This window comes from Acinetobacter sp. IK40, from assembly GCF_035615075.1.
Taxonomy (GTDB): Bacteria; Pseudomonadota; Gammaproteobacteria; order Pseudomonadales; family Moraxellaceae; genus Acinetobacter; species Acinetobacter courvalinii.
On record NZ_JANBOE010000001.1, the window covers coordinates 697,705 to 718,962 of the forward strand.

Consider the following 21,258-nt stretch of genomic DNA (forward strand, 5'->3'; position numbering starts at 1 on the left):
AAACCACAGAAAAGATCAGATAAAGTACTTAATCTTGATCAATTGAACGCGTATTCGTTCACAGTCTTTCAAAAAAACAGTATGCTTAACAGGCGAAAAGGAGCATACATGTATCAAGTACTGGCAAGAAAATACCGTCCACGTAATTTCAATGAGTTAGTGGGGCAAAACCATGTTTCTCGTGCGTTAACCAGCGCATTGGAACGCGGTCGTTTGCATCATGCTTACTTGTTTACAGGAACGCGTGGCGTGGGGAAAACCACGATTGCCCGTATTTTGGCCAAATGCTTAAACTGTGAAACCGGTGTCACCTCAACGCCGTGTGAAGTATGCACCACTTGTAAGGCGGTGAATGAAGGCCGCTTTATCGACTTGATCGAAATCGATGCGGCGTCACGGACCAAAGTGGAAGATACCCGTGAGTTACTCGACAATGTTCCTTATGCGCCAACGCAAGGTCGTTTCAAGGTCTACCTGATCGATGAAGTGCACATGCTTTCAACGCATTCGTTTAATGCCTTGTTAAAGACCTTGGAAGAACCGCCTGAGCATGTCAAATTCCTGTTTGCAACTACAGATCCACAAAAATTACCGATTACCGTGATTTCGCGTTGTCTGCAATTTACTCTGCGCCCGTTAGCTGTCGATGAAATCACCGAACATTTAACCGCGATTCTGAATAAAGAACAGATAGATGCGGATCAGGATGCGATTTGGCAAATTGCCGAGTCTGCACAAGGTTCTTTACGTGATGCCTTGTCATTAACAGATCAGGCAATTGCCTATGGTCAAGGCGCCGTACATCACCAAGATGTCAAAGACATGTTGGGCCTAATTGACCGAACCATTATTTACGACCTGATTCTGGCGATTCATCAAAATCAGCAAGCGCGTGTCAGTCAGCTACTTCTACAATTTAGACAGCAAGCCCTCGATGTGTCTCTGGTACTGGATCAACTGGTTTCAACCTTACATGAACTGGCTTTGTTGCAATACTTGCCAGATCTTGCGCTGAAGTATAGTGAAGAAATCAATCAGAAAATTTTACAGCTTTCTAAGACAGTTTCTGCCCAAGACTTACAGCTTTATTATCAAATTGCATGCAAAGGGCGGGCAGAGTTACAGCTGGCGGTGACGCAAGAGCAAGGCTTTGAAATGACAGTGTTACGCTTATTGGCATTTAGACCGATGAGCTTAAATGAAGTCACTGTAAGTGCAATGCCCGTTACCCAGATTGCAGCAGAAGTTCAGCAACCAGTACAACATGTAAATACAGAAAATCAACTTGCGGTTCAGCAAGAAGCGATTAATGCTGAACCTGAACCTGAACCTGAACCTGAACCTGAACCTGAACCTGAACCTGAACCTGAACCTGAACCTGCTGCACAAAATCCAGATCGTAATTTGATGGTATTTGATGCAGAAGCGGGACAATTAATCGGTCTGGAAACTTCAGCACAGACAGAAATCGTTCAATCGAGTATTACCGATTCGGAAGAAGTTCTGATTTTCCCGGTTGAAGAAAATGTTGAAACTTCTGCTCCCGTAGATGAGCTGCAGCTTGAACCACAACCTGTAGTGGAAGCAGAGTCTTCAGTTGCTGTTATCAAGCAACAGGTTGTAGACACTGTGGTTGCAACAACCACAAGCGTAGTGACTGTTGCTCCAGCAATATCAGACGATTTAATGCCACAAGACATTCTCAAGCTGCGTGAGCAGACTTTGGAGGGCGAGTGGAATCTGGAAAAATGGGAATACTGGTTTAGAACCAGCCAGCTTTCACCTGCCGTACAGGAGTTGGCACAGCATGGTGTGATGCAAGGGCAAATTAACGGCACCTGTGTCCTTATGATTCCTCAGGAGTATGAAGGCATGCTGTCACAGTTACAGCATGGTCTGGAAGATGCCTTAAAAACGCAATGGCCACAAACCCATTTTAATGTGCAATACGGTGCAGTGGACTCAAATACGCCGTTGTTGATGCAGAATCAACGTAAGCAAAAAGCCTTTAATCGTGCTGTCGAGTTGTTACATCAAGAACCGACGATTAAAAGTCTGGTAGACACTTTTGATGCGGAATTGCACAATATTCAATTGAAGCCTTAAGTCTTAATAAAAAGGCAAAGCTTAATCGCTTTGCCTTTTTATATTAACTTTATTCACTAGGCAGCAAATATTGCTCGAGAACTTCCCGCATTTTCTCTGGAAGGGCGGTACTTTTTCGATTTTCACGATCAACGAAAACATGCACAAAATGCCCTTGAGCTGAAGCTTGCGGCTGACCTTGTTTAAAAATCGCCAGCTCATAGCGAAGTGATGAATTGCCGATTTTCCCGATTGCTACCCCGACTTCAATCATTTCCGGAAATGAGAGTTCCTGTAAAAAGCTACAAGCCGAATCTACCACCAGACCAATAATTTCACTGTTGTGAATATCAAATCCGGTTTTTTGAATCAGCAATGAATTGGCAGCGGTATCGAAATAACTATAGTAAGTGACATTATTGACGTGACCATAGATATCATTATCAGACCAACGGGTCTGGATCGGAAAAAAGAATTTAAATTGTTTTCGTGTTTTTAAAACGGGTTTGCTCATGCGTAGATCGCCTGATAAATCTGTAAAGCGTCTTGTTCGGTCATTTCTCTTGGATTGTTTTGCAAGAGGCGGGTTTGTAGCATGGCATCTTTCGCCAATTGGGCCAGTTTGGCCTCTGGAACATCCAGATCTTTTAATTTCAGAGTCAGGCCACTTTGATCCAGATGGTTTTGCATATGATCAATAAACAGGTCACATAAGCCATCGGTACATCCCGTACTGCGTGGATCTAACAGTTGCATGAGCTCGGCATAATGTTGTTTGGCTTTGGGCGCATTGAATTTTAACACTTCTACCAGTACCAACGCATTGGTATGCCCATGCGAAAGATGAAAATGTCCACCTAATGGATAAGCAAGCGCATGCACTGCGCCAACGGGTGCATTGGCAAAAGCCTGACCTGCCAGCATTGAACCTAGCAGCATATTCTGGCGTGCTTCCAGATCGGCACCATTCTTGAGAACTTTTGCCAGATTCTGATTCAGTAATTTGAGTGCATTCTTCGCCAGCATATCTGCATAAAAGTTTTTCTTAATATTCGAGGTATACGCTTCAATCGCATGCACCATGGCATCGATACCCGTTGCCGCCGTGATATGGGCAGGGAGTCCTTGTGTGAAAGTAGCATCTAAAATGGCAACATCGGCATAGAGAATCGGAGAAACCACGCCCATTTTGGTGGTGGCTCCTGTGGTGACAATCGAGATGGGAGTCACTTCTGAACCGGTACCTGCCGTGGTTGGAATCAAGATAAGAGGTAAGCGCGGCGCTTTTGCCTGGTTCACGCCATAGATTTCACTGAGCTGCTGTTGCTGCGCTGGATGTGCAAGCAAAGCGATAATCTTGGCCACATCCATGGAACTGCCACCGCCAAAACCTATGATCACATCGATCTTTTCCTGTTTGGCAAAATCCACGGCTTCCAGAACAATATGTTCAGGAGGATCGGCCTGAATATCTGAATAGATGAGATGTGCCAGATCAATTTCTTTTAAAATCTCAAGAATAGGTTGATGCAACTGATGCTGAATCATGCCGGCATCGGTCACAATCAGGGCATTATGATAGTTGTGTTGGGTTAAAATATTTTTAAGTTCTTGTATCGAACCTAGCCCCGCAATGATGTTGGGAACGGTTTGAAATTGAAACGGGTTCATACATACATCCTTATTTTTTCATCATACATACATCATTTTTTATAATGTGACTTTAGGTCATTGCTCCAATAAATTAACATAAGATGCGTTTCAACAGTGTAATTTTAAACGCTACCTGTCTTCCCGGATAAGGAATGTATTCTATAAATTTAGAGTTTTAAATAATTGAAAAATATTTATTTTTAAGATTTTTGTGACTGAGAAACTGGCTGGTTCGAATAAAGAGTAGTCTATTCGATAAATGAGAGCGATAAGCGCATCTTGTTCAGGATCTTGCTTGGTTGCGACATTGAGAGAGGTCTCAGCGCCTTTACATCAAGATGAGGCATTTTCAAGCTGAAGCAACTTACAACCGCAAGAGAGTGAGTCATGAATACGAGCAACCGATCGACCACCAAGCTGAGTTGTAGCGTCACCTGTAATAATAATAGATACACAACTGTGTTTGGGGCAGGTTGCCTCATCGCCAATACAGGCAATCGCTTGGCCGTTGATTGAAAAGTTTTGATTGCCTGTGATGACTTTACCGCCACCAGTTGTAGGACACCCTACAACGATATATCGCGTTGGCATAATAAACTTTACTCACAGTAGCAATTTTCCACGGCATATTATCAAATAAATATAGACAGTTCTGTCTATTGACCAGCCAGTCTAGAACATTCTGATGCCAGTAGGTTTGAGGTTGATGGACGGTAATCGGGTAAATAGCTGAGATTTAATCATTTAACTTTTTAAAAGAAGATAAATTTAAAAATTAATGTTAGGCAGTGGGCATTTTATGAAAGCAAAATATTTTAACTTAAATGACTTGTTTGTATATATGGGTATGCGTATATTTATATGAAAGTATGTGTTGAGCTTGAAAATGAATCAAACTGATTTTTTTAAATGTCTTTCAGATCAAACCCGCTTGGATATTTTGAGGTTAGTTGTCGCTAAAAATAGTATTTGTGTCTGTGAACTCACAGAACAACTTGAATTGAGTCAACCGAAAATTTCTCGACACTTAGCCCTATTAAGAAACCTTTCCATATTGCTAGACGAAAGAAAAGGGCAGTGGGTGTATTACAGCTTAAATCCGGATCTGCCTGAATGGGCAATGTCTGTTCTAAGCATTATTGCGAATCAGGAGGGTGAGAAAATGATGAATACAAACGTTAATTCGCCTCTTTTAATTCAATGTGAGTAAACATAATGAATTTTTTATTTCTATGTACCGGTAACAGTTGCAGAAGTATCCTTTCAGAAGTTTTATTTAACCACCACGCAGCTGATGGTTGGAAGGCATTTAGTGCGGGCAGTAAACCATCCGGACAAGTTCATCCTTTAACCATCGAAACGCTTGAGAATATGGGACTTTCAACACAGGGATTGTGGAGTAAAACCGTAGATGACTGTGAGCAATATCAAGCTGATGTGGTCATCACAGTTTGCGACGCAGCAGCACAGGAAGCTTGTCCGCTTTATTTGGGTGGGGCAATCAAAGCTCATTGGGGCTTGGTTGATCCTTCACATTTGGATTTACCGAAAGAACAAAAGCTAAAAGCATTCCAAATGACTGTGGATCATATAAATCGTCGTTTAGATGCTTTATTTAAACTGGATACAGTGAGCATGACACGTCCTGAATTCATTGCTGCATTCAATCGAATTTCTGATATTGAATGAGAATCTCATGGCTCAACCCAGATTATCATTTTTAGATCGTAACCTTACGCTATGGATTTTCATTGCCATGGCCTTAGGGATTGCGATAGGTGGGTTGTTCCCACAAGCTTCCGTTACTTTGGATCAAATGAGTGTGGATTCAGTCAATATCCCGATTGCAATAGGGTTAATTCTGATGATGTATCCACCTTTGGCCAAAGTGGACTATGCGGCTCTACCACAGGTCTTTAAAGATAAGAAAACATTGACACTCTCCTTGGTGCAAAACTGGGTGATTGCACCTGTTTTAATGTTTTTATTGGCTGTCCTTTTTTTGCATAGTTATCCTGAATATATGACCGGCTTAATTCTTATTGGATTGGCACGCTGTATCGCCATGGTTCTGGTATGGAACGGTTTGGCCTGTGGTGATCATCAATACGTCGCTGCCTTGGTGGCTTTTAATAGTATCTTCCAGATTTTATTCTTTAGTACATATGCTTGGTTGTTCTTGACGTTGTTATCACCTTATTTTGGTGTGGCAGGACAAGTGATCAATGTTGATTTCTGGACAGTCACCCATACGGTATTCGTGTATTTAGGAATTCCATTTTTCCTTGGCTTTATTACGCGATTGACTATGGTTCGAGCTAAGGGTTTAGATTGGTACCAAAATGTCTTTTTGCCTAAAATCAGTCCCCTGAGTTTGTTGGCTTTATTGTTTACGATTGTGGCGATGTTTAGCTTGAAAGGTGGGGAAGTTGTGAGTCTGCCTTTAGATGTAATTCATATTGCCATCCCGCTCACAATCTATTTTGTGATGATGTTCTTTATCAGCTTTTTTATGAGCAGATGGATGGGGAATGACTATGCTAAAACCACAGCAATTTCTTTTACGGCTGCAGGGAATAATTTTGAGTTGGCTTTGGCTGTCGCAATTGCAACCTTTGGCTTAGCTTCGCCTGTGGCATTCACCACGGTGATTGGCCCTTTAGTGGAAGTACCTGTGCTGATTGCATTGGTTAGCGTATCGCTCTGGTTAAGAAAAAAATATTTTAACGGGGATGAAATCATAAATTGATAACTTCAAATTAATTATTTAAACGCTCTTTTCAATCTTATAAGAGCGTTTTGATTTTAATTATTGATGTTCAACAATTCGCCCCATCTACATGGATTTTTATTTAATTTATCTGTATGCATCCATCACTTCTATTGGCTGCGAAGTAGCGGGTCTTTATCTATCTTTAGCTAATCTTAGGGTAGACGGGATCGTGATTGACAAGTGGATAAAATTTATAAGCTATTGGTCTTATAAAACGATATGAGGACATCTTTCTTGAGTTTTGGCATTACAAATTCAATTAAAATGCATGTCAAGAGTGAAGTTAAAAGCATCCAAAAAACTTCTAATGAATCAGTCAGTAGGAATAATAGCGAGTAATATGCAAACACACATAATAAACTGATGGCAATATGCTTAAAATATAGGGTAATAGAAACTGAATATAGAGCGGATGAAAATAACAGATTGAAGCTTTTATTCATTCCGATTTTATCAAACAAGATGATCAATACAGAAATAACGATTACCGAAACAGCAAAAATAAAAAAATTCTTGATGATATTCATCGTTTTGCCTCTATTGCTGAGCATAAGAAAATCCCTACCTTTAAGGGCCTCATCTCAAAGGTAGGGAGTGGGTCTACACCATTATTTAAAGTAAGCCTTTATATGGGTTTTTATCGTTTAAAATGATCATGGCTATTATTTTAAACTCAATAAAAATAATGGATTATCGAAATGCTGGTGTATGAGAAAATTATAGGGATTGGAAAATGGATCGGTATAAGCTTTGGCGGACATGTTTATGAGAAATATCGTACATTTGATTAAAAAATAACCATAATGTTTCAGCAAATATTCATTAATTCATAGTGAAATCAATTTTTTATTTTTAACTGATAAATTTCTAAAAAAAATCGATTAATATTTTTTAACAGAAGGCTGGTATATGTCATACAGAAAGCTGGAAAAAATAAAAATAGCATTAAAAAACAAAAGCCTGTATGGTGGTGATTAAGCTTTGTATACGTGGACATTAAACACTATAACTCCCTCATTTAAGTGAATTATTTGTCTATCTCCCTTTAATTTTTTAGATGTGAGCACGTCCCAGATGGAATTCGTTAGAGTTTTATATGCAAGTAAGGCGACAAATATCTATCCTGACCTGAAACAGGATTTATTAACAATTCTTGATACAGCAGTTGATTTTAATTCTCGTAATGATATTACGGGTGTTCTTTACTATGGTCATGGGTATTTTGTTCAATGCTTAGAGGGACGTAAAAGTAAAGTAGATGAACTTTTTTATCAGAAAATTTTAAAAGATAATCGCCATAAAAATTGCGAAATTTTGTTTTATCAAAAATGCGATTTCGGACTATTTAAGCACTGGAATATGAAATTTGCACCCATCAATAAAAGATTGAGTGATTTTTTCCTGGAACATCATAGAGACGATTTTAATCCATTTTTACTGACCACAGACTCAATATCTTCATTCATAACGCTTCTAGCTGCCGAATATGCAACCGAACCCTATGCCTTTGAGCTAAATGATTAAAAGTCAATTGATTCATAGCATGCAATAGGTAAGAAAAAAATATGAAAATTCAATTGTACTATGCAAGTTCACGACAAGGCCTGGCTGACGATTTGATTGATGATCTCAGTAATATCCTGACCAGGGCCAGAGACTTTAATGCAAAAAATCTGGTGTTTGGGGTACTGTATTATGCAAATAATGCATTTTTCCAATGTCTGGAAGGGGAAGACTTTATTGTTTTACCTCTGTTTGAAAGCATCAAAAGAGATCCAAGACATCAGGATATTGTTGAATTTGAAATCAAAAAAATTGGGAAGTACAGCTTTAAGAACTGGTCGATGAAGTATGTTCAAAAAAGCTCAAAGGTCGATATTTTCTTTCATGGTTTAGGCTGCGAAGAATTCATGCCTTCAGTGCTGAATGAGCAAAATGTGCAGGGCATGCTAGAAGCTCTTCTGCATGAAAATCAAAGTTATATTCGTAAAAGAGTAGGACTAAACCAGCGCGGTATTCATCCTTATCTTTGAAGTGATTTTTATTAAAAGCCGGGAAGTTTCCGATCAGATGGAGGGTTCAAGAATAACGGACCTTATCTGTCGGGTCGATTTCAATCACTTTGTAAAACTTGTTTTTATAATGAATGACTTTATTGAGATAAGCATTGTCCAGCTCTTCCCAGATATGGAAATTGAAAAATTCTGCCGTTTCAGCATAAATCCATAGCCAGGTTGAGACTTTGCTCTTTTTGGCAGCATCATAAACTGAATCTTGAACTTTCCGGAGTTTATGTAATTTTAATTCTTCGTCCTGAAGAACAATGGCTTTAATTTTCAAAAATAATACCTTTAACAATAGCTGAGCTGCTTAGTTTGTATTTTATACAATTCAAATGGCTGCTCACATTTCAGAATGTAAAGTTAATCTAATAAGAGTTAATGCTACACACTATTTTATGCTGCACATACTTTAATAGATCAGATCAAGATTCATCATTGCTAGTGTGTAGTCAGTCATTTGATGTTTTAACTCTAGATTCTGTTTGTTAACTCTACTGATCATGAATCCTGAGTGAGGGTGTTAAGGAAATTATCTATGACCTGATTGACCTGTTCGGCATGGGTCAGATTCGCTGCATGCCCAGCTTCCGGAATCACGGCCAGTTCTGAATTTAAGCGTAAAGCCATATCTTTAGCGCGGTTTAGCCCAATTGCGATATCGTTTTCTCCATGAATAACAATCGCGGGCAGCTTAAGCTTTGCTATATCTTCTGAAATATCTTCGCGATCTAGCAGCGCATTCAAGGCAGCGGCTAAATTATGCGGTTGCCAGCTTTTCCACTTTTCCTGCCATACAAATCTTTCAGGTGCATCTGCTCCGAGTATGACACGGGCGATAAAGTCAGCGATATCTTGCGTCAGGCCATGATCGATCCACTGCTCAAACAAAGGTTTGTAATTCATTAATTTTTCAGGGTCTTCTAACTGGGCCTGTGTATCTATCAACACCAGAGCACTTACCCGATCACGATGCTTTAAAGCACAGCGTAGTGATAGATAGCCACCCTGACTCATGCCAACAAGAATGGCTTTCTGTATATTTAATTTATCCAGAATAGCAACCAGATCATCTGCCGAATCATAGTAATTGAATGCTTCAATTGAATCACTGGCTGTTTGACCATGCGCTCTTTCATCCCAGGCTATACAACGATATTTATCTTTAAAGAATTCAATCTGCTGATTGAACATTTCATTGTCCATCAATAAACCGTGGGAAAATATCAGGGTGATCGGACCGCGACCTGAATCTGTATAGTATAACGATTGGCCATTGTGTATCAGCTTTGGCATGTTTAATTCTCTTGGTGGCTAGATCATATATAAATAAATGAAACTTATGCTTTGATTGTCTTTTTTGATTTTGACGAGTGGTAAAAGCCCTCTAATGAGGGCCTTTACTGGCTGTGCTGAGGTTGTATATTAATTTTAGATGTTAGTGGCCACCACCACAGCTAAAGCCACAACCACCGCCGCGAATCGTATCATGCTTCGGACTGAGATCAGTTGCCATTGCACCAGTAGAAATTGCCAGTAATGTAGTGAATGTAAGCAGTATCTTTTTCATGGGAAACCCTCAAGTTTAGATTTTTAAAGTAATAATCAGATTTATAAAAATGTATAAATCATGTGATATATATTGCAATTAAAATGAAATTGTATTGTTACATTTTATGGTAATTGATGATTGGGTTTGTATACAGACCTGTATGTATATTTAATGATTTGGTCAGGGCTTTACTTTAACTTTAATCTTATAAATGCAAGAGCAGGACGTTTTTAGTACTTATCTCAGATAGAAACCAATTGCCAAGCTCAATACGCCGGGCAGCATACATAAAAAGCTCATAGCTTTGGCTTCCTGGATATTTGTTATGTGCTTAGCAAATAGATGCGGTCCAAAGATCATTCCGGACAAAGCCAGAATAAATCCAATAATAATTAAAAATGCTGGCATCTCTGCTATATCCTTTTAGTTTTTTCTGATCAAAATAAGAACTCAAAGACCTACAAGAGATATTTTCTGAGTATAAAAGTGATTTCTTAAGCTTTCAGATGAGCATACCCGATCTTTAGAAATAAAATTGGTTGATCTGTCTGGTGATTAAGAATGGCTTATGCAGACTGGTTGATTGCGATTGTGTATTACTCATTCCGAAAAAGAACATATTCATACAGAATATTCAAAAGAGATCAACACTATTTCCTTTCAAATCAACGCAATTTTTGACAGAATAGCCTGAGATCAACGTGGTCAACTCATGCAGAATCACATTGAACAGGTTTGCCTTTATTTTGCAGGAATTTTACATGCAATATTTTAATCTCCTTATAGAACAGTATGTTGGAATGTATAACTAATGACAGCACAATATAAGGTGTTATGTGTCTGTTTAGGTAATATTTGCCGATCTCCCACTGCAGAGGCAATTCTCAGACATTATTGTCATGCCCATGGCTTGGACGTGGTGATCGATTCGGCAGGCACCAGTAATTATCATCCCAACAAGGCACCTGATGCACGCAGTCAGCAACATGCAATGCAACGTGGTTATGATCTGTCAGCATTGCGCGCAAGACAAATCCAGTTGAATGATTTTGTGGAGTTTGATCTGATTCTGGCAATGGATCATGAGAACTTTGATGATATTCAGGCACTCATGCAAAAAGCAACCCAGCAATTTGGTGCAGCGCAGATTCGGGCAAAAATTGCCTTGATGAGTGAACATGATCCTCAATTTGGCCAGCAGGCAGTTCCAGATCCTTATTATGGCGGTGCAGACGGTTTTGATCGGGTGCTGGATCAGTGTGAATCGAGCAGCCAAGCATGGGTTGATATTTTTAAAAAGCAATTAAAAGCAGGGTTATAGGATTTAATTTAACATGCAAGTACAACAGCAGGTTTCGCTTAAGCGTTTAAATACATTAAATCTTAATGCTATTGCTTCACATTATGTCCAGATCAATCAGGCAGATGACATCATTGCAGCGCTGGATTTTGCTGAGCAGCACGGGCTCAATGTGCTGGTACTGTCTGGCGGGAGTAATGTATTACTGCCACAGCATATACAGGCCCTGGTGGTTCATTTGAATATTCAGGGCATTGAAGTTGTTGCTCAGGATGCCGATACGGTTAGTGTTAAAGTGGGCGCAGGTCAGGTCTGGCACGACTTTGTTTTATATAGTACCGAGCAGCAGTGGTTCGGTTTACAAAATCTGGCTTTGATCCCGGGTCTGGTCGGTGCCTCGCCAGTCCAGAATATTGGTGCTTATGGAGTTGAAGCAGGAGAGTTTATTGACTCTGTTCAGGTTTACGATCGTCAACTGAAGCAGTTTGATTCGATTCCGGCTCAGGCATGCCAGTTTGCCTATCGTCATAGCATTTTCAAAGATGATCCTAACCGTTACATCATTGTGAGTGTTACTTTTAAATTACTGAAAAAAGCAGATCTCAGATTGAATTATGGGGATTTAAAACAGGCAGTAGGTGATCAACTCAGTGCAGAAAATTTGCAAAATCAGGTCATCCTGATTCGTCAAAGCAAATTACCCGATCCTAAAGAATTTCCAAATGTGGGCAGTTTTTTCAAAAACCCGATCTTGTCGCAAACCGAATTTGACAAAATTACTCAACAATTTCCAAACATACCGCATTATCCACAGCCGAACAGCAATGTTAAAGTGGCAGCAGGCTGGTTGATTGACCAAACAGGCTGGAAAGGTAAGCAATTAGGGCCAGTTGGCATGTTTCATAAACAGGCCTTGGTCCTGGTCAACTATGCCGACGCCGCACTCACTGACGTACAAAAAACCTATCAGGCTGTACAAAGTGATGTAAAACAAAAGTTTAGTATTCAGCTAGAGCCTGAACCTGTGTTATATAGTGAATGTGGTTTGATTCAAGCCCATCGTGGATGAGGAGATTTATGGCTAAAGTGCATTGGATGGTCAGTTTAGTACGGGTAATTACCATACTCTTCGTGCTATTGGGCTGTTTTGTACTTTTTTTATATTCGCCTTTTTATTCACAACTGGTGGTGAAAGGGCTGAACCGCTTTGTGCCTGTCGACGTGAATGAAGTCGCTGCACAAAGCCAAAAGCCGGCCGCTTTGAGTGAGCATGAGACTTTGGAACCGGGTTCGAATCTGTGGATTGCGCGCCAAGCCTACCTCAAGCTGATGGAAAAGTCTTTTCAGTCTGAACAATCTGAAGATTTAAGATTAATTCAGGCCCGTTATAAATTGCTTCAACAGCTGATTGCTGAAGAGCAGGAAAAAGAAAGTGCTGAAGAAAAGAAGCAGCCAGCTATTCCATTGATGGGGGAGCGAGCTGATCAGGATCAGGCCAGTTCAGCGGTGACCATCACTACACCATTAGACTTTTTACAGTGGAATACCCCGGACAATCAGGCGCTGATGGGTAAGTATATGGCTTTTCTTGAGACCTATCCTATTGAGTTACCCGTGAATGAAGAGGATAAGGATGAAACCAATAAAGATCTGGTTGAGCTGAAAAAGAATAAAGATGGTGTACCTGAACCACAAAATATGTCTCAGCCCAATGCCATTGTGGTGCTGGGTGGTGGTTTAACACTCGGCGCGAACGGTAAAGATATTGTGGTCAATAATTACACCCGTTTGCGTCTGGAGAAAACCCTTGAAGTCGAAAAGCAATATGCTCTACCAATTGTCTTGAGCGGCGTTGAAGCACCCTATATGCAGGCATGGCTCAAAGAGCGAGGTATAGAAGCCAAGCTACTTGAAAATAGAAGTATGAATACCTGTGAAAACACCAGATTCAGCTCGTTATTGCTGCAAAAGAAAGGCGGAGCGCCAACGGTGATTCTGATTACCGATGAATATCACATGCCGCGTACCCGCCGTTTATTTGCCTTAAGCGGTATTGAGACAGTTCCTGTGATTGCACCTATGCCAACCACCTTGACCGACTGGCGTCCGAGCGAACAAAACTATGACCATAGTCGCCGTGCGAACTATGAAATGCTGGCCACAATTCGTGATATGTTGATTGGTTCAAGTGATTGTCGAGAGATACCCTAATGTCCAATATTCCATTTTTAAATCCGACAATTCTAAAACAACTGGATTTACCTGTACCAAATCGGGAAACCACGCCGCAGGTGCTGGAACCCTTGGATTTATCCGTTATTGCCGAACCATCTAAACCCTTACAAGCCTATCGTAAACTCTATGGTTTAAACGTGCTGGATTGTGAGCATTGGCAGGGTTACGTGGAAATGCCATTGTTCCGTTTACATGTACAGGTGTTCCAGCCGAAGCAGCAAAAGATTCAGGGCACCGTTTGCCTGCTGCATGGTTATCTGGAACATAGTGGCATCTATCAGCCGATTATCAAGGAAATTCTGGATCAGGGCTTTAGCGTGCTGACCTATGATCTTCCTGGGCATGGGCTGAGCAATGGTTCACCGGCCAGTATTCAAAACTTTGATCATTATCAGCAAGTCTTGCATGCGGTTTATGATGCAGTGCGTGGTGCCAGACAATTGCCAAAGCCGTGGCTGGGAATCGGTCAAAGTACGGGTGGTGCCATCTGGATGCATCATTTACTGGAGTTTGCTGAACGGCGTGAAGACCCGATTGTTGATCGGGTGTTATTACTTTCTCCGTTAATCCGGCCTGCGAAAACGGCATGGTGGCATAACTCGGTCGGGCTGGGCATTATTCGCCGTATCAAGAGTCAGGTACCACGACATTTCCGTCGTAATAATCACAATCCCGAATTTCTGCGTTTTATCCGTTTAACCGATCCTTTGCAGCCTCGTATGATGGGTATGGACTGGATTCTGGCGATGTCGAAATGGATGCTGGAAATGGAGCAGCGACCTGCTTGCCGTATTCCGGTGTGGCTGGCGCAGGGTGCGCTCGATCAAACAGTGGATTGGCGTTATAACATTGAATACATCCGCCGTAAGTTTAGACTGCAGACCTTGCTGATGTTAGAAGAAGGCTCACATCAGCTGATCAATGAACGGGCAGATATTCGTGCCGCGCTCACAGGGCTGATTCCGGCATTTTTGCATGCCAAGCCTAACCATTATTATTATTGATTTCGCTTTTTTAGCCATTATTTAAGTGATAGAATCTCGAATATTATAAAAATATCAATGAATTAGATATTCGGGGAAATCATGAAAAAAGGTACATTAAGGGGTTTTTGTGTCTTGATTCTGCTCGGTGCGACCTTTCCGGCTGGTGCCCAAGAGCTGTATAAATGTGTAACCCGTCAGGGTACAGCCTATCAAAGTCGGCCATGTGCGATTCAGGCGAACCAGAAAACAGCGTGTACCGGTTCGGCGGCTGATGGCTTTAGCGGTGATTGCCGTCAGCTGCAACAACAACGGCAGCAAGCCATCATGCATGAGAAAAATGCTTATACGCAGGATCTGGCAAGCAACAAGACCAGAACAGTGACGTCGAGATCCGAATTTCAAAAAACCATACTTGAGTTCAGCCAATGTAAACAACGCATTCAGGCATTGCAGAGATTCGCCCGTTATACAGATCGACCAGCGCAATTACTGGAAAATAATCCTCAGCTGTATGCCGCAAGCGTGTGTACTGAAGATGGGGGAATTTATCTCAGTTGCCATGCCGCTACCAATACTTTGGTGACGCAGACCAGTTCCACCTGTTCAATTAAACGTTAATGACGTTTTGATCTTAAAGTAATTTATTTTCACATATTAAAATAACAAGGAAATGCGCAATGAGAGCAGCATTGATTTTAATTGGGGCAATTTTCGCCGTTTTCTTTTTGTTAAATCGTTGTTCACAGCACGAGTTAACATCAGGACAAGCTGCACAGAACAGTCCAGTTGAACAACGTCAGAACCTTCTGGATCAGATTGTTTTATTACAACCGCTTAAACAACATGCAATTAAAGATTACGAAACGATTCAGCAAACGGCCAATGCGACCCTTCAACCCGAAGAAATGCTAGCTACAGTTAGCAGCACCTTGTGGTGGAAGCTTCGAGAAATAGTTGAAAAGCAGGCAGATGATGAAGGGCAACGGTTATGGACACAAGCTTATTTACAGCAACTTTATGATGCCAAACGCAAGGGTGATTGCTTTCCTATCGCATTTCCGCTGTATGCTAAAACGACGATAGATCAACGAAGAAATTTACTCAGTATTGCTACGCAGCAACAGACTGCTACCGCACTGAATTATATTTTAACCCATCAAGGTTCACGTTCAGTGGTCGATCGTATGCAAGCACCGCCAGAATGGACTGAAATTGCAGAAAAGCTAAGACAGGATTATGCGGCTGATGCCGATCTGCTCAATGCCAGTGAGACTGCGCCAGACAAAAATAAACAGTGTGAAGTCGTGATACGAACGTTTGAATATATTTTGTCTTTACCTGTGGAAAAACAAGGTCCGGTAATTCGCTGGATGCTGGATCGTCATATTGCGGTGAGTGTATTTTAAATGCAAAGATTCGGTAAACATGCTCATCTCAATTTGCATATGAATTGGATTCGAATTTTATTAATAGTGAGTATCAGCGTCATTATCACAGCATGTGGTCAGGTGAAGCATGCGCCTAAAGCTGGAGAATATGGCGAAAAGCTGGTGAACTCGATTCTATTGACTCCGAGTGAGATTCAGACTTTAAACAAGGCAGTCGTTGATCTTCCAAAAGACACCTTTCAACGGCCGAATGTCGGAATCAGCTTTCAGGCTGATGCAGCCCAAAATCCTTATCGTTTTGTGCTGGTTGTGAAAGGTAGCACCCTGCAAGCCGGAGAAACCGTGTTGAAGTGGATCGGGGGTGTTCAAAGTGAAACTTCAAATGGCTATCATCCTGAAGTTTTTCAAAGCAATGATTCGCATCATTACGATGCAAATGAGCCGGTGTTGCTGGTGGTGAGCTCAGATCCATTTTCAGTAAGTGAGTCAAATAACGGAAGCAATTATGCGGTGCATGCTGAATTGAGGGAAGCCTCAAACCTGCAGTTCCAGTCTGTAGAAGTACAAATCTGGCAGGGTAAGGGCTCACAATACAACTGGACTGCTTATCTGAAATTTCTGCTGATCCTGATGCTGGCAATCTTTGGCATTTATCGCTTGATTAGCCGGTAATTGATTTTTATACAAGCCATAAAAAAGCCACTTTAAAGTGGCTTTTTTACATAAATTAGAAATGATTTGGGTCGGCAAGTTTCCACATCCGATAGTAGAAATTGTCTTCATCTTTCAAATCGCCCAGCAACAACTCATTTTCTTTCAGGAAGAAATGGATCTGTGCATAGTTTTTAATTTCACGATCATTCATACGTTGAGCTAAATGGTGTGCCTTGATTTCTGAAGGATGATTTAGGCCAGCAGCTGCAATCATTTCAGAAAGAGCATGCAGGGTATTTTTATGAAAGTTAAAAACACGTTCGGCTTTACTTGGTACATCCAGTGCTTTTTGACGGTCTTTATCTTGGGTGGCAACGCCAACTGGACATTGGTTGGTATGACAGCTTTGTGCCTGAATACAACCTACTGCAAACATGAAGCCACGTGCAGAATTGACCCAATCTGCGCCCAAGGCAAAAGTGCTGGCAATATCAAAGGCACTGATCATTTTACCACTGGCACCGATCTTGATCTGATCACGTAAACCGGCACCGACCAGGGTATTATGTACAAAACGCAAACCTTCTCTTAATGGTGTACCAATATAGTCGCTGAACTCGATTGGTGCGGCACCGGTACCGCCTTCTGAACCATCAACCACCACAAAATCAGGAACAATTTTAGTTTCCAGCATGGCTTTGACAATGCTCATAAATTGCCACGGCTGTCCGATACATAGCTTAAAGCCAACCGGTTTACCACCAGACAGTTCACGAAGCTGCTGGATAAAATGCATCATTTCAATCGGGGTGTTAAAGCTTGGATGTTTAGATGGTGAAATACAGTCATGCTCACGCGAAATACCACGGATCGCAGCAATTTCCTCAGTAATCTTATGCTTTGGCAAAATACCGCCATGACCCGGTTTTGCACCTTGAGACAGTTTCACCTCGATCATTTTGATCTTCGGGTTTTTCGCCTGCTCAGCAAACTTTTCCGGTGAAAACAGACCTTGTGGAGTACGGCAGCCGAAATAGCCGCTGGCAATTTGCCAGACAATGTCACCACCATTTTCTAAATGATAAGGACTTAAGCTGCCTTCGCCTGTGTCATGATAAAACTTACCCAGCGCGGCACCTTTATTGAGGGCACGAATGGCATTGGCACTTAAACTGCCAAAACTCATCGCAGAAATATTCATAATCGATGCGCTGTAGGGCTGGCTACATTGTGCATTACCAATCTGTACGCGGAAGGTCGCTGGATCAGAGGGAGGACAAGGTGCAATCGAGTGAACAATAAAACGGTAATTTGGATCATACACATCAATGATTGAACCAAAGGGTTTATCTGCATTCTCATTCTTGGCACGCTGATAGACCAGACTACGTTGCATGCGCGAAAAGGGTAATGCATCCTGATCGGACTCAATAAAGTACTGACGGATTTCCGGGCGGACATCTTCAAAAATAAAGCGGAAATGCCCAAGAATCGGATAGTTTCTTAAAATGGCATGTTTCTTTTGTAATAAATCATGCAGGCCGACCAGGCTGAGTAAACTGCTTACCAGCCAGAGTCCGTTTAACAAGGTGTCTGAAATGAAATAATAAATACTATGCGGGGTATAAATTGTTTTGAACCAGGTAATACTTAAAGCAATGAAAATACAAAGAAACCAAACAGAATGTCTTGAAAAGAAAGTGTTAAGTAATTTATGTCTTATCGCTTGTGCTGGACTAGCCATTGGCAGGAGATTCCTAAAAATAAAGCAACTGACAAACGATGCCAAGAACCTGCCTGAACCACAAGTAACGAATTGTTAGATATGAGAATTATTCTCTTATAAAATAAGTGCCATACCTCTGTATTTGAAGATAAAACGCAAGCTTTAGTAAAGCTGAGATGACTTATTTATGACAAAATATGAATCTGTAGCAAAGCAGCAATAAACAACACAATAAATGTAAGAATGATTACAAATGGAAAAACTGAATTTTAGATAATAAGCAAGAATACAAAAAAGTGGAGGACCCTCGAAATGCCACAATATTTGCGTATTGCTGAAAAAGTTTATAAGAACCTTAAAGACGAAAAAAAGTTTACGCAAGCTCCAGTCGAATATATCAATGATTTACTCAAACAAATCCGTAAAGAGCTGAAGGGTACCGATATGAAGCTTATTTACAATTTTATTGAGTTTAATTCCGGTTTTAAGAACCAGCTTATAGATGGTTACCTGAATATCGATGTCAGTCTGATTCCAAATTATAAATATCAGGATGAATATGTGCTCTGGCTGGCAGGATTTATTGAAAAAATTACCGTCGGTGGGAAAAAAAGGATTCCTCCTATCGTCGATAATATTCCGCCCGAATTTACCGTGACTAGTGATCTCAGGCAGATCGATGTGATGAGCACAGATAAAAACAGTGAGCAGATTATCTCCTATTTCAAGAGTGGAGATTTTCTAAATGGCTTCAATCAACACTAACTTGAGTGTTACGATCATGAAGGAGTATTGAATCCGTTCAATACTCCTTTCATACATAAAAATCAGTTCCAGATAAGAAATAAAGCAAGCTTGTAGAATTTTATATCTGGCTGATTTTTAGTGTAAATTTTTCACTATAGCCCAAAGAGACCAACAATGCCAAAACGTGAAAAAGTATTAACCATATTTGAAGCTTTAAGAGAAAGCCACGAAAAACAAAGAGAATTTTCTGAAAAGTTAGTGAAAACTTCGGGCGATAGCCCTGAAAGAAGAGAGCTTTTTGATTTATTAAAAAATGAACTATTTGCACATGCGGTTGCTGAAGACCGCTATCTGTATATTCCTTTAATGATGTCTGATGCAGGGCTAAATATTACCCGTCATGCTTTAGCCGAGCACCATGAAATGGATGAGTTGCTCGAACAGCTTACAGAGACCGAGTTTAGTAATCCGGGATGGCTGGCGATTGCCAAGAAATTATCTGAAGTGGTTCATCATCATCTTAAAGAGGAAGAACATAGTTTTTTCCAGCAAGCGGGTAAAATTTTAGCAGATGATCAAAAACTGGAGCTTGCAGAAAAATATCAGGCCGAATATATAAAATATTTAAATAAAGACAAAGATAGTCTGACCTAAATGTAAAAAGTTAATGTATTAAAACCCTCTTTATGAGGGTTTTTATTTCATTAAGTTTCTCGATCTATTTCAATATATTTCCTACTTTACTTTAAATCATCGTCATTAACTTAAAAAAAATTCTTATAACGGTTTTTAACAAAGAAGTTATTTAGTCTAAAACTGTAAAGCGTACATGAATTGAAACTTCTATTTAAGCATAAGGTTTCAAGTAAATTATTTTTTTAAGGAGAATAACCATGACAAATAATGACCAATATGATCGTGAGCGTATCAAGAACTCATCTGATGAAGTAAAAAAAGAATTAAATGCTGATCCAATTACCGGTGAACCGGGTTCGCATCCGGTTGGAACAGGTGTTGGGGCAGCAGGCGGTGCGGTAGCAGGTGCGGCAATCGGTAGTGCAGGTGGACCTGTGGGGACATTGGTAGGAGGTGCCGTAGGTGCCTTTGTTGGTGGTTTAACCGGTAATGCGGTGGGTGAGGCGATTGATCCGACTGTAGAAGATGCCTACTGGCGCGAAAATTACCTGAATCAGCCTTATTATAATGAGGCCAAAACCAAGTATCCTGATCTGGACTATGATCGTGATTATCGTGGCGCTTATCGTGTGGGCTATGAAAAACGTTATGGCTATGAGCCAGACGTGGCCTTTGAAGACGTTGAACCAGAGTTAAGAACACACTGGGATCAAGAAGGCAAAGCGGGCTCGCGCTTATCTTGGGATGAAGCACGCCATGCTTCACGAGATGCATGGAACCGGACGACAGATCTATCCAAATAATGGTTTAAAGTTGAAGTCTCCAAGCCCTGTTCTTTAAGAACAGGGTTTTTTTATGAAAAGTGCTATGCGTAGAAAAAGAAAACCGCCCGTACAGGCGGTAGCTGAAACTGGTCAGCAAATCATAGAAGTGTGAACGGTCAAGAGCCCACTTCTATTTTCTTGAATTAGTGGCTTTTATTAAATGCTTCCATAAATTCATCTGATTTAAAATATGAACTAATCAGCTCGCCACTTTTAGAGTATTCTGGCTGGACAGGTGCAGTTTTCTGAGGTGCTTTGGGCAAGCTGTATTTAAATTCTGGAGGAATCTCTTTACGAATAGGCGGGAGCTTTCTCTTTCCGTCGGTGGTAATTCTTTGGATAAAACCTGCTAACCACAAGATGAATTCACCTTCATTTTTTATAGCCGGAATAAGGCTCACATCCAGTTTAACCTTACATTCAGCATTGGGCCTGTTCAGACATTCTTCAAAGTCAATAAAGTTATAAAGTAATTTTAATTTAGACCCTTTGAGTTCTTTTCGAATCTCAATCATTAAATTATTTAAATTTTCTAATGGATCCTGCTGGAAGTCTTTATTTTCCTTTACTTGTCGATAAACTGTTTCAGCTATACGTAAATATTGTGGCATATCTTACTCTCCCGAAATCCAAGCTATG

Annotated in this window: 26 protein-coding genes; 16 read left to right on the top strand and 10 right to left on the bottom strand. The window is 40.7% G+C overall.

The features are described 5' to 3' along the window. Positions 1-108 precede the first annotated feature (108 nt). The gene (gene dnaX, locus MSG93_RS03465) at positions 109-2,106 is read left to right on the top strand and encodes a DNA polymerase III subunit gamma/tau (RefSeq protein ID WP_324620582.1); all 1,998 of its coding nucleotides are present in this window, start codon (positions 109-111) and stop codon (positions 2,104-2,106) included. A 49-nt stretch (positions 2,107-2,155) separates the two neighbouring features. Here dnaX and MSG93_RS03470 read toward each other — a convergent pair whose 3' ends face one another. The 3 genes from MSG93_RS03470 to MSG93_RS03480 all read right to left on the bottom strand — a co-directional run bounded on the left by MSG93_RS03470 (position 2,156) and on the right by MSG93_RS03480 (position 4,329). Further along, positions 2,156-2,599, bottom strand: coding sequence for a thioesterase family protein (locus tag MSG93_RS03470; protein WP_324620583.1), 444 nt, complete (start codon positions 2,597-2,599; stop codon positions 2,156-2,158). Then, complete coding sequence (locus tag MSG93_RS03475) at positions 2,596-3,756, bottom strand: iron-containing alcohol dehydrogenase (protein WP_324620584.1); 1,161 nt, start codon at positions 3,754-3,756, stop codon at positions 2,596-2,598. Before MSG93_RS03475 ends, MSG93_RS03470 begins: the two co-directional genes overlap by 4 nt. Positions 3,757-4,071: 315 nt before the next feature. Beyond that, positions 4,072-4,329, bottom strand: a complete 258-nt coding sequence (locus MSG93_RS03480; RefSeq protein WP_032869004.1) for a PAAR domain-containing protein — start codon at positions 4,327-4,329, stop codon at positions 4,072-4,074. Positions 4,330-4,624: 295 nt separating this feature from the next. Between MSG93_RS03480 and MSG93_RS03485 the strand changes: the two genes are divergently transcribed. The 3 genes from MSG93_RS03485 to arsB are packed head-to-tail and all read left to right on the top strand — an operon-like array spanning position 4,625 to position 6,487. After that, the gene (locus tag MSG93_RS03485) at positions 4,625-4,948 is read left to right on the top strand and encodes an ArsR/SmtB family transcription factor (protein WP_005230027.1); all 324 of its coding nucleotides are present in this window, start codon (positions 4,625-4,627) and stop codon (positions 4,946-4,948) included. Between the two features lie 5 nt (positions 4,949-4,953). Beyond that, positions 4,954-5,427 (top strand): arsenate reductase ArsC, encoded by a 474-nt coding sequence (locus MSG93_RS03490; RefSeq protein ID WP_324620585.1) that lies wholly within the window; start codon positions 4,954-4,956, stop codon positions 5,425-5,427. A 7-nt stretch (positions 5,428-5,434) separates the two neighbouring features. Continuing rightward, entirely contained in the window at positions 5,435-6,487 is a 1,053-nt protein-coding gene (arsB, locus tag MSG93_RS03495) for an ACR3 family arsenite efflux transporter (RefSeq protein WP_324620586.1), read from the top strand. Between the two features lie 215 nt (positions 6,488-6,702). Here arsB and MSG93_RS03500 read toward each other — a convergent pair whose 3' ends face one another. After that, positions 6,703-7,038: a hypothetical protein gene (locus tag MSG93_RS03500; protein WP_032873167.1), complete on the bottom strand. Its 336-nt coding sequence runs from the start codon at positions 7,036-7,038 to the stop codon at positions 6,703-6,705. A gap of 547 nt (positions 7,039-7,585) precedes the next feature. Here MSG93_RS03500 and MSG93_RS03505 point away from each other — a divergent pair. Both MSG93_RS03505 and MSG93_RS03510 read left to right on the top strand, forming a co-directional pair. Further along, positions 7,586-8,035: a BLUF domain-containing protein gene (locus MSG93_RS03505; RefSeq protein ID WP_324620587.1), complete on the top strand. Its 450-nt coding sequence runs from the start codon at positions 7,586-7,588 to the stop codon at positions 8,033-8,035. 41 nt (positions 8,036-8,076) lie between these two features. After that, positions 8,077-8,544, top strand: coding sequence for a BLUF domain-containing protein (locus MSG93_RS03510; RefSeq protein WP_324620588.1), 468 nt, complete (start codon positions 8,077-8,079; stop codon positions 8,542-8,544). 46 nt (positions 8,545-8,590) lie between these two features. Here the strand turns inward: MSG93_RS03510 and MSG93_RS03515 are convergent, their stop codons facing one another. The 4 genes from MSG93_RS03515 to MSG93_RS03530 all read right to left on the bottom strand — a co-directional run bounded on the left by MSG93_RS03515 (position 8,591) and on the right by MSG93_RS03530 (position 10,531). Continuing rightward, entirely contained in the window at positions 8,591-8,851 is a 261-nt protein-coding gene (locus MSG93_RS03515) for a hypothetical protein (protein WP_324620589.1), read from the bottom strand. A 221-nt stretch (positions 8,852-9,072) separates the two neighbouring features. Next, positions 9,073-9,867, bottom strand: a complete 795-nt coding sequence (locus MSG93_RS03520) for an alpha/beta hydrolase (RefSeq protein WP_324620590.1) — start codon at positions 9,865-9,867, stop codon at positions 9,073-9,075. 142 nt (positions 9,868-10,009) lie between these two features. Further along, entirely contained in the window at positions 10,010-10,141 is a 132-nt protein-coding gene (locus MSG93_RS03525) for a hypothetical protein (protein WP_262475049.1), read from the bottom strand. A 219-nt stretch (positions 10,142-10,360) separates the two neighbouring features. Continuing rightward, entirely contained in the window at positions 10,361-10,531 is a 171-nt protein-coding gene (locus MSG93_RS03530; protein ID WP_324620591.1) for a hypothetical protein, read from the bottom strand. Positions 10,532-10,934: 403 nt separating this feature from the next. Between MSG93_RS03530 and MSG93_RS03535 the strand changes: the two genes are divergently transcribed. The 7 genes from MSG93_RS03535 to MSG93_RS03565 all read left to right on the top strand — a co-directional run bounded on the left by MSG93_RS03535 (position 10,935) and on the right by MSG93_RS03565 (position 16,704). Continuing rightward, positions 10,935-11,444, top strand: coding sequence for a low molecular weight protein-tyrosine-phosphatase (locus MSG93_RS03535; protein WP_324620592.1), 510 nt, complete (start codon positions 10,935-10,937; stop codon positions 11,442-11,444). Between the two features lie 13 nt (positions 11,445-11,457). Beyond that, complete coding sequence (gene murB, locus MSG93_RS03540) at positions 11,458-12,492, top strand: UDP-N-acetylmuramate dehydrogenase (protein WP_262475052.1); 1,035 nt, start codon at positions 11,458-11,460, stop codon at positions 12,490-12,492. Between the two features lie 8 nt (positions 12,493-12,500). Then, entirely contained in the window at positions 12,501-13,634 is a 1,134-nt protein-coding gene (locus MSG93_RS03545) for a YdcF family protein (RefSeq protein ID WP_005230053.1), read from the top strand. After that, positions 13,634-14,662, top strand: a complete 1,029-nt coding sequence (locus MSG93_RS03550; protein ID WP_005230055.1) for an alpha/beta hydrolase — start codon at positions 13,634-13,636, stop codon at positions 14,660-14,662. Before MSG93_RS03545 ends, MSG93_RS03550 begins: the two co-directional genes overlap by 1 nt. Before the next feature lie 81 nt (positions 14,663-14,743). Beyond that, on the top strand, positions 14,744-15,262 hold the full coding sequence (locus tag MSG93_RS03555) for a DUF4124 domain-containing protein (protein WP_324620593.1): 519 nt from the start codon (positions 14,744-14,746) through the stop codon (positions 15,260-15,262). A 59-nt stretch (positions 15,263-15,321) separates the two neighbouring features. Further along, on the top strand, positions 15,322-16,050 hold the full coding sequence (locus MSG93_RS03560) for a hypothetical protein (RefSeq protein ID WP_324620594.1): 729 nt from the start codon (positions 15,322-15,324) through the stop codon (positions 16,048-16,050). Continuing rightward, entirely contained in the window at positions 16,051-16,704 is a 654-nt protein-coding gene (locus MSG93_RS03565) for a hypothetical protein (protein WP_324620595.1), read from the top strand. A gap of 55 nt (positions 16,705-16,759) precedes the next feature. Here the strand turns inward: MSG93_RS03565 and MSG93_RS03570 are convergent, their stop codons facing one another. After that, positions 16,760-18,430, bottom strand: coding sequence for an FMN-binding glutamate synthase family protein (locus tag MSG93_RS03570; protein ID WP_005230063.1), 1,671 nt, complete (start codon positions 18,428-18,430; stop codon positions 16,760-16,762). A 294-nt stretch (positions 18,431-18,724) separates the two neighbouring features. On the opposite strand from MSG93_RS03570, the gene MSG93_RS03575 reads away from it, so the two are divergent. From MSG93_RS03575 to MSG93_RS03585, 3 genes are all read left to right on the top strand, one after another. Continuing rightward, positions 18,725-19,177: a hypothetical protein gene (locus tag MSG93_RS03575; RefSeq protein ID WP_005230065.1), complete on the top strand. Its 453-nt coding sequence runs from the start codon at positions 18,725-18,727 to the stop codon at positions 19,175-19,177. A 156-nt stretch (positions 19,178-19,333) separates the two neighbouring features. Then, positions 19,334-19,813: a hemerythrin domain-containing protein gene (locus MSG93_RS03580; protein WP_005285413.1), complete on the top strand. Its 480-nt coding sequence runs from the start codon at positions 19,334-19,336 to the stop codon at positions 19,811-19,813. Positions 19,814-20,052: 239 nt separating this feature from the next. Next, positions 20,053-20,598, top strand: coding sequence for a glycine zipper domain-containing protein (locus MSG93_RS03585; protein WP_324620596.1), 546 nt, complete (start codon positions 20,053-20,055; stop codon positions 20,596-20,598). Between the two features lie 164 nt (positions 20,599-20,762). Here the strand turns inward: MSG93_RS03585 and MSG93_RS03590 are convergent, their stop codons facing one another. Further along, complete coding sequence (locus tag MSG93_RS03590; RefSeq protein WP_324620597.1) at positions 20,763-21,230, bottom strand: hypothetical protein; 468 nt, start codon at positions 21,228-21,230, stop codon at positions 20,763-20,765. Between the last annotated feature and the right edge of the window lie 28 nt (positions 21,231-21,258).

Coding starts and splice junctions, on each gene's coding strand:
- MSG93_RS03560 (WP_324620594.1), top strand. CDS start 15,322: ATGAGAGCAGCATTGATTTTAATTGGGGCAATTTTCGCCGTTTTCTTT.
- MSG93_RS03470 (WP_324620583.1), bottom strand. CDS start 2,599: ATGAGCAAACCCGTTTTAAAAACACGAAAACAATTTAAATTCTTTTTT.
- MSG93_RS03475 (WP_324620584.1), bottom strand. CDS start 3,756: ATGAACCCGTTTCAATTTCAAACCGTTCCCAACATCATTGCGGGGCTA.
- MSG93_RS03490 (WP_324620585.1), top strand. CDS start 4,954: ATGAATTTTTTATTTCTATGTACCGGTAACAGTTGCAGAAGTATCCTT.
- MSG93_RS03575 (WP_005230065.1), top strand. CDS start 18,725: ATGCCACAATATTTGCGTATTGCTGAAAAAGTTTATAAGAACCTTAAA.
- murB (WP_262475052.1), top strand. CDS start 11,458: ATGCAAGTACAACAGCAGGTTTCGCTTAAGCGTTTAAATACATTAAAT.
- MSG93_RS03545 (WP_005230053.1), top strand. CDS start 12,501: ATGGCTAAAGTGCATTGGATGGTCAGTTTAGTACGGGTAATTACCATA.
- arsB (WP_324620586.1), top strand. CDS start 5,435: ATGGCTCAACCCAGATTATCATTTTTAGATCGTAACCTTACGCTATGG.
- MSG93_RS03570 (WP_005230063.1), bottom strand. CDS start 18,430: ATGGCTAGTCCAGCACAAGCGATAAGACATAAATTACTTAACACTTTC.
- MSG93_RS03530 (WP_324620591.1), bottom strand. CDS start 10,531: ATGCCAGCATTTTTAATTATTATTGGATTTATTCTGGCTTTGTCCGGA.
- MSG93_RS03505 (WP_324620587.1), top strand. CDS start 7,586: ATGGAATTCGTTAGAGTTTTATATGCAAGTAAGGCGACAAATATCTAT.
- MSG93_RS03585 (WP_324620596.1), top strand. CDS start 20,053: ATGACAAATAATGACCAATATGATCGTGAGCGTATCAAGAACTCATCT.
- MSG93_RS03580 (WP_005285413.1), top strand. CDS start 19,334: ATGCCAAAACGTGAAAAAGTATTAACCATATTTGAAGCTTTAAGAGAA.
- MSG93_RS03485 (WP_005230027.1), top strand. CDS start 4,625: ATGAATCAAACTGATTTTTTTAAATGTCTTTCAGATCAAACCCGCTTG.
- MSG93_RS03565 (WP_324620595.1), top strand. CDS start 16,051: ATGCAAAGATTCGGTAAACATGCTCATCTCAATTTGCATATGAATTGG.
- MSG93_RS03525 (WP_262475049.1), bottom strand. CDS start 10,141: ATGAAAAAGATACTGCTTACATTCACTACATTACTGGCAATTTCTACT.
- MSG93_RS03500 (WP_032873167.1), bottom strand. CDS start 7,038: ATGAATATCATCAAGAATTTTTTTATTTTTGCTGTTTCGGTAATCGTT.
- MSG93_RS03555 (WP_324620593.1), top strand. CDS start 14,744: ATGAAAAAAGGTACATTAAGGGGTTTTTGTGTCTTGATTCTGCTCGGT.
- MSG93_RS03480 (WP_032869004.1), bottom strand. CDS start 4,329: ATGCCAACGCGATATATCGTTGTAGGGTGTCCTACAACTGGTGGCGGT.
- MSG93_RS03590 (WP_324620597.1), bottom strand. CDS start 21,230: ATGCCACAATATTTACGTATAGCTGAAACAGTTTATCGACAAGTAAAG.
- MSG93_RS03520 (WP_324620590.1), bottom strand. CDS start 9,867: ATGCCAAAGCTGATACACAATGGCCAATCGTTATACTATACAGATTCA.
- MSG93_RS03550 (WP_005230055.1), top strand. CDS start 13,634: ATGTCCAATATTCCATTTTTAAATCCGACAATTCTAAAACAACTGGAT.
- MSG93_RS03535 (WP_324620592.1), top strand. CDS start 10,935: ATGACAGCACAATATAAGGTGTTATGTGTCTGTTTAGGTAATATTTGC.
- dnaX (WP_324620582.1), top strand. CDS start 109: ATGTATCAAGTACTGGCAAGAAAATACCGTCCACGTAATTTCAATGAG.
- MSG93_RS03510 (WP_324620588.1), top strand. CDS start 8,077: ATGAAAATTCAATTGTACTATGCAAGTTCACGACAAGGCCTGGCTGAC.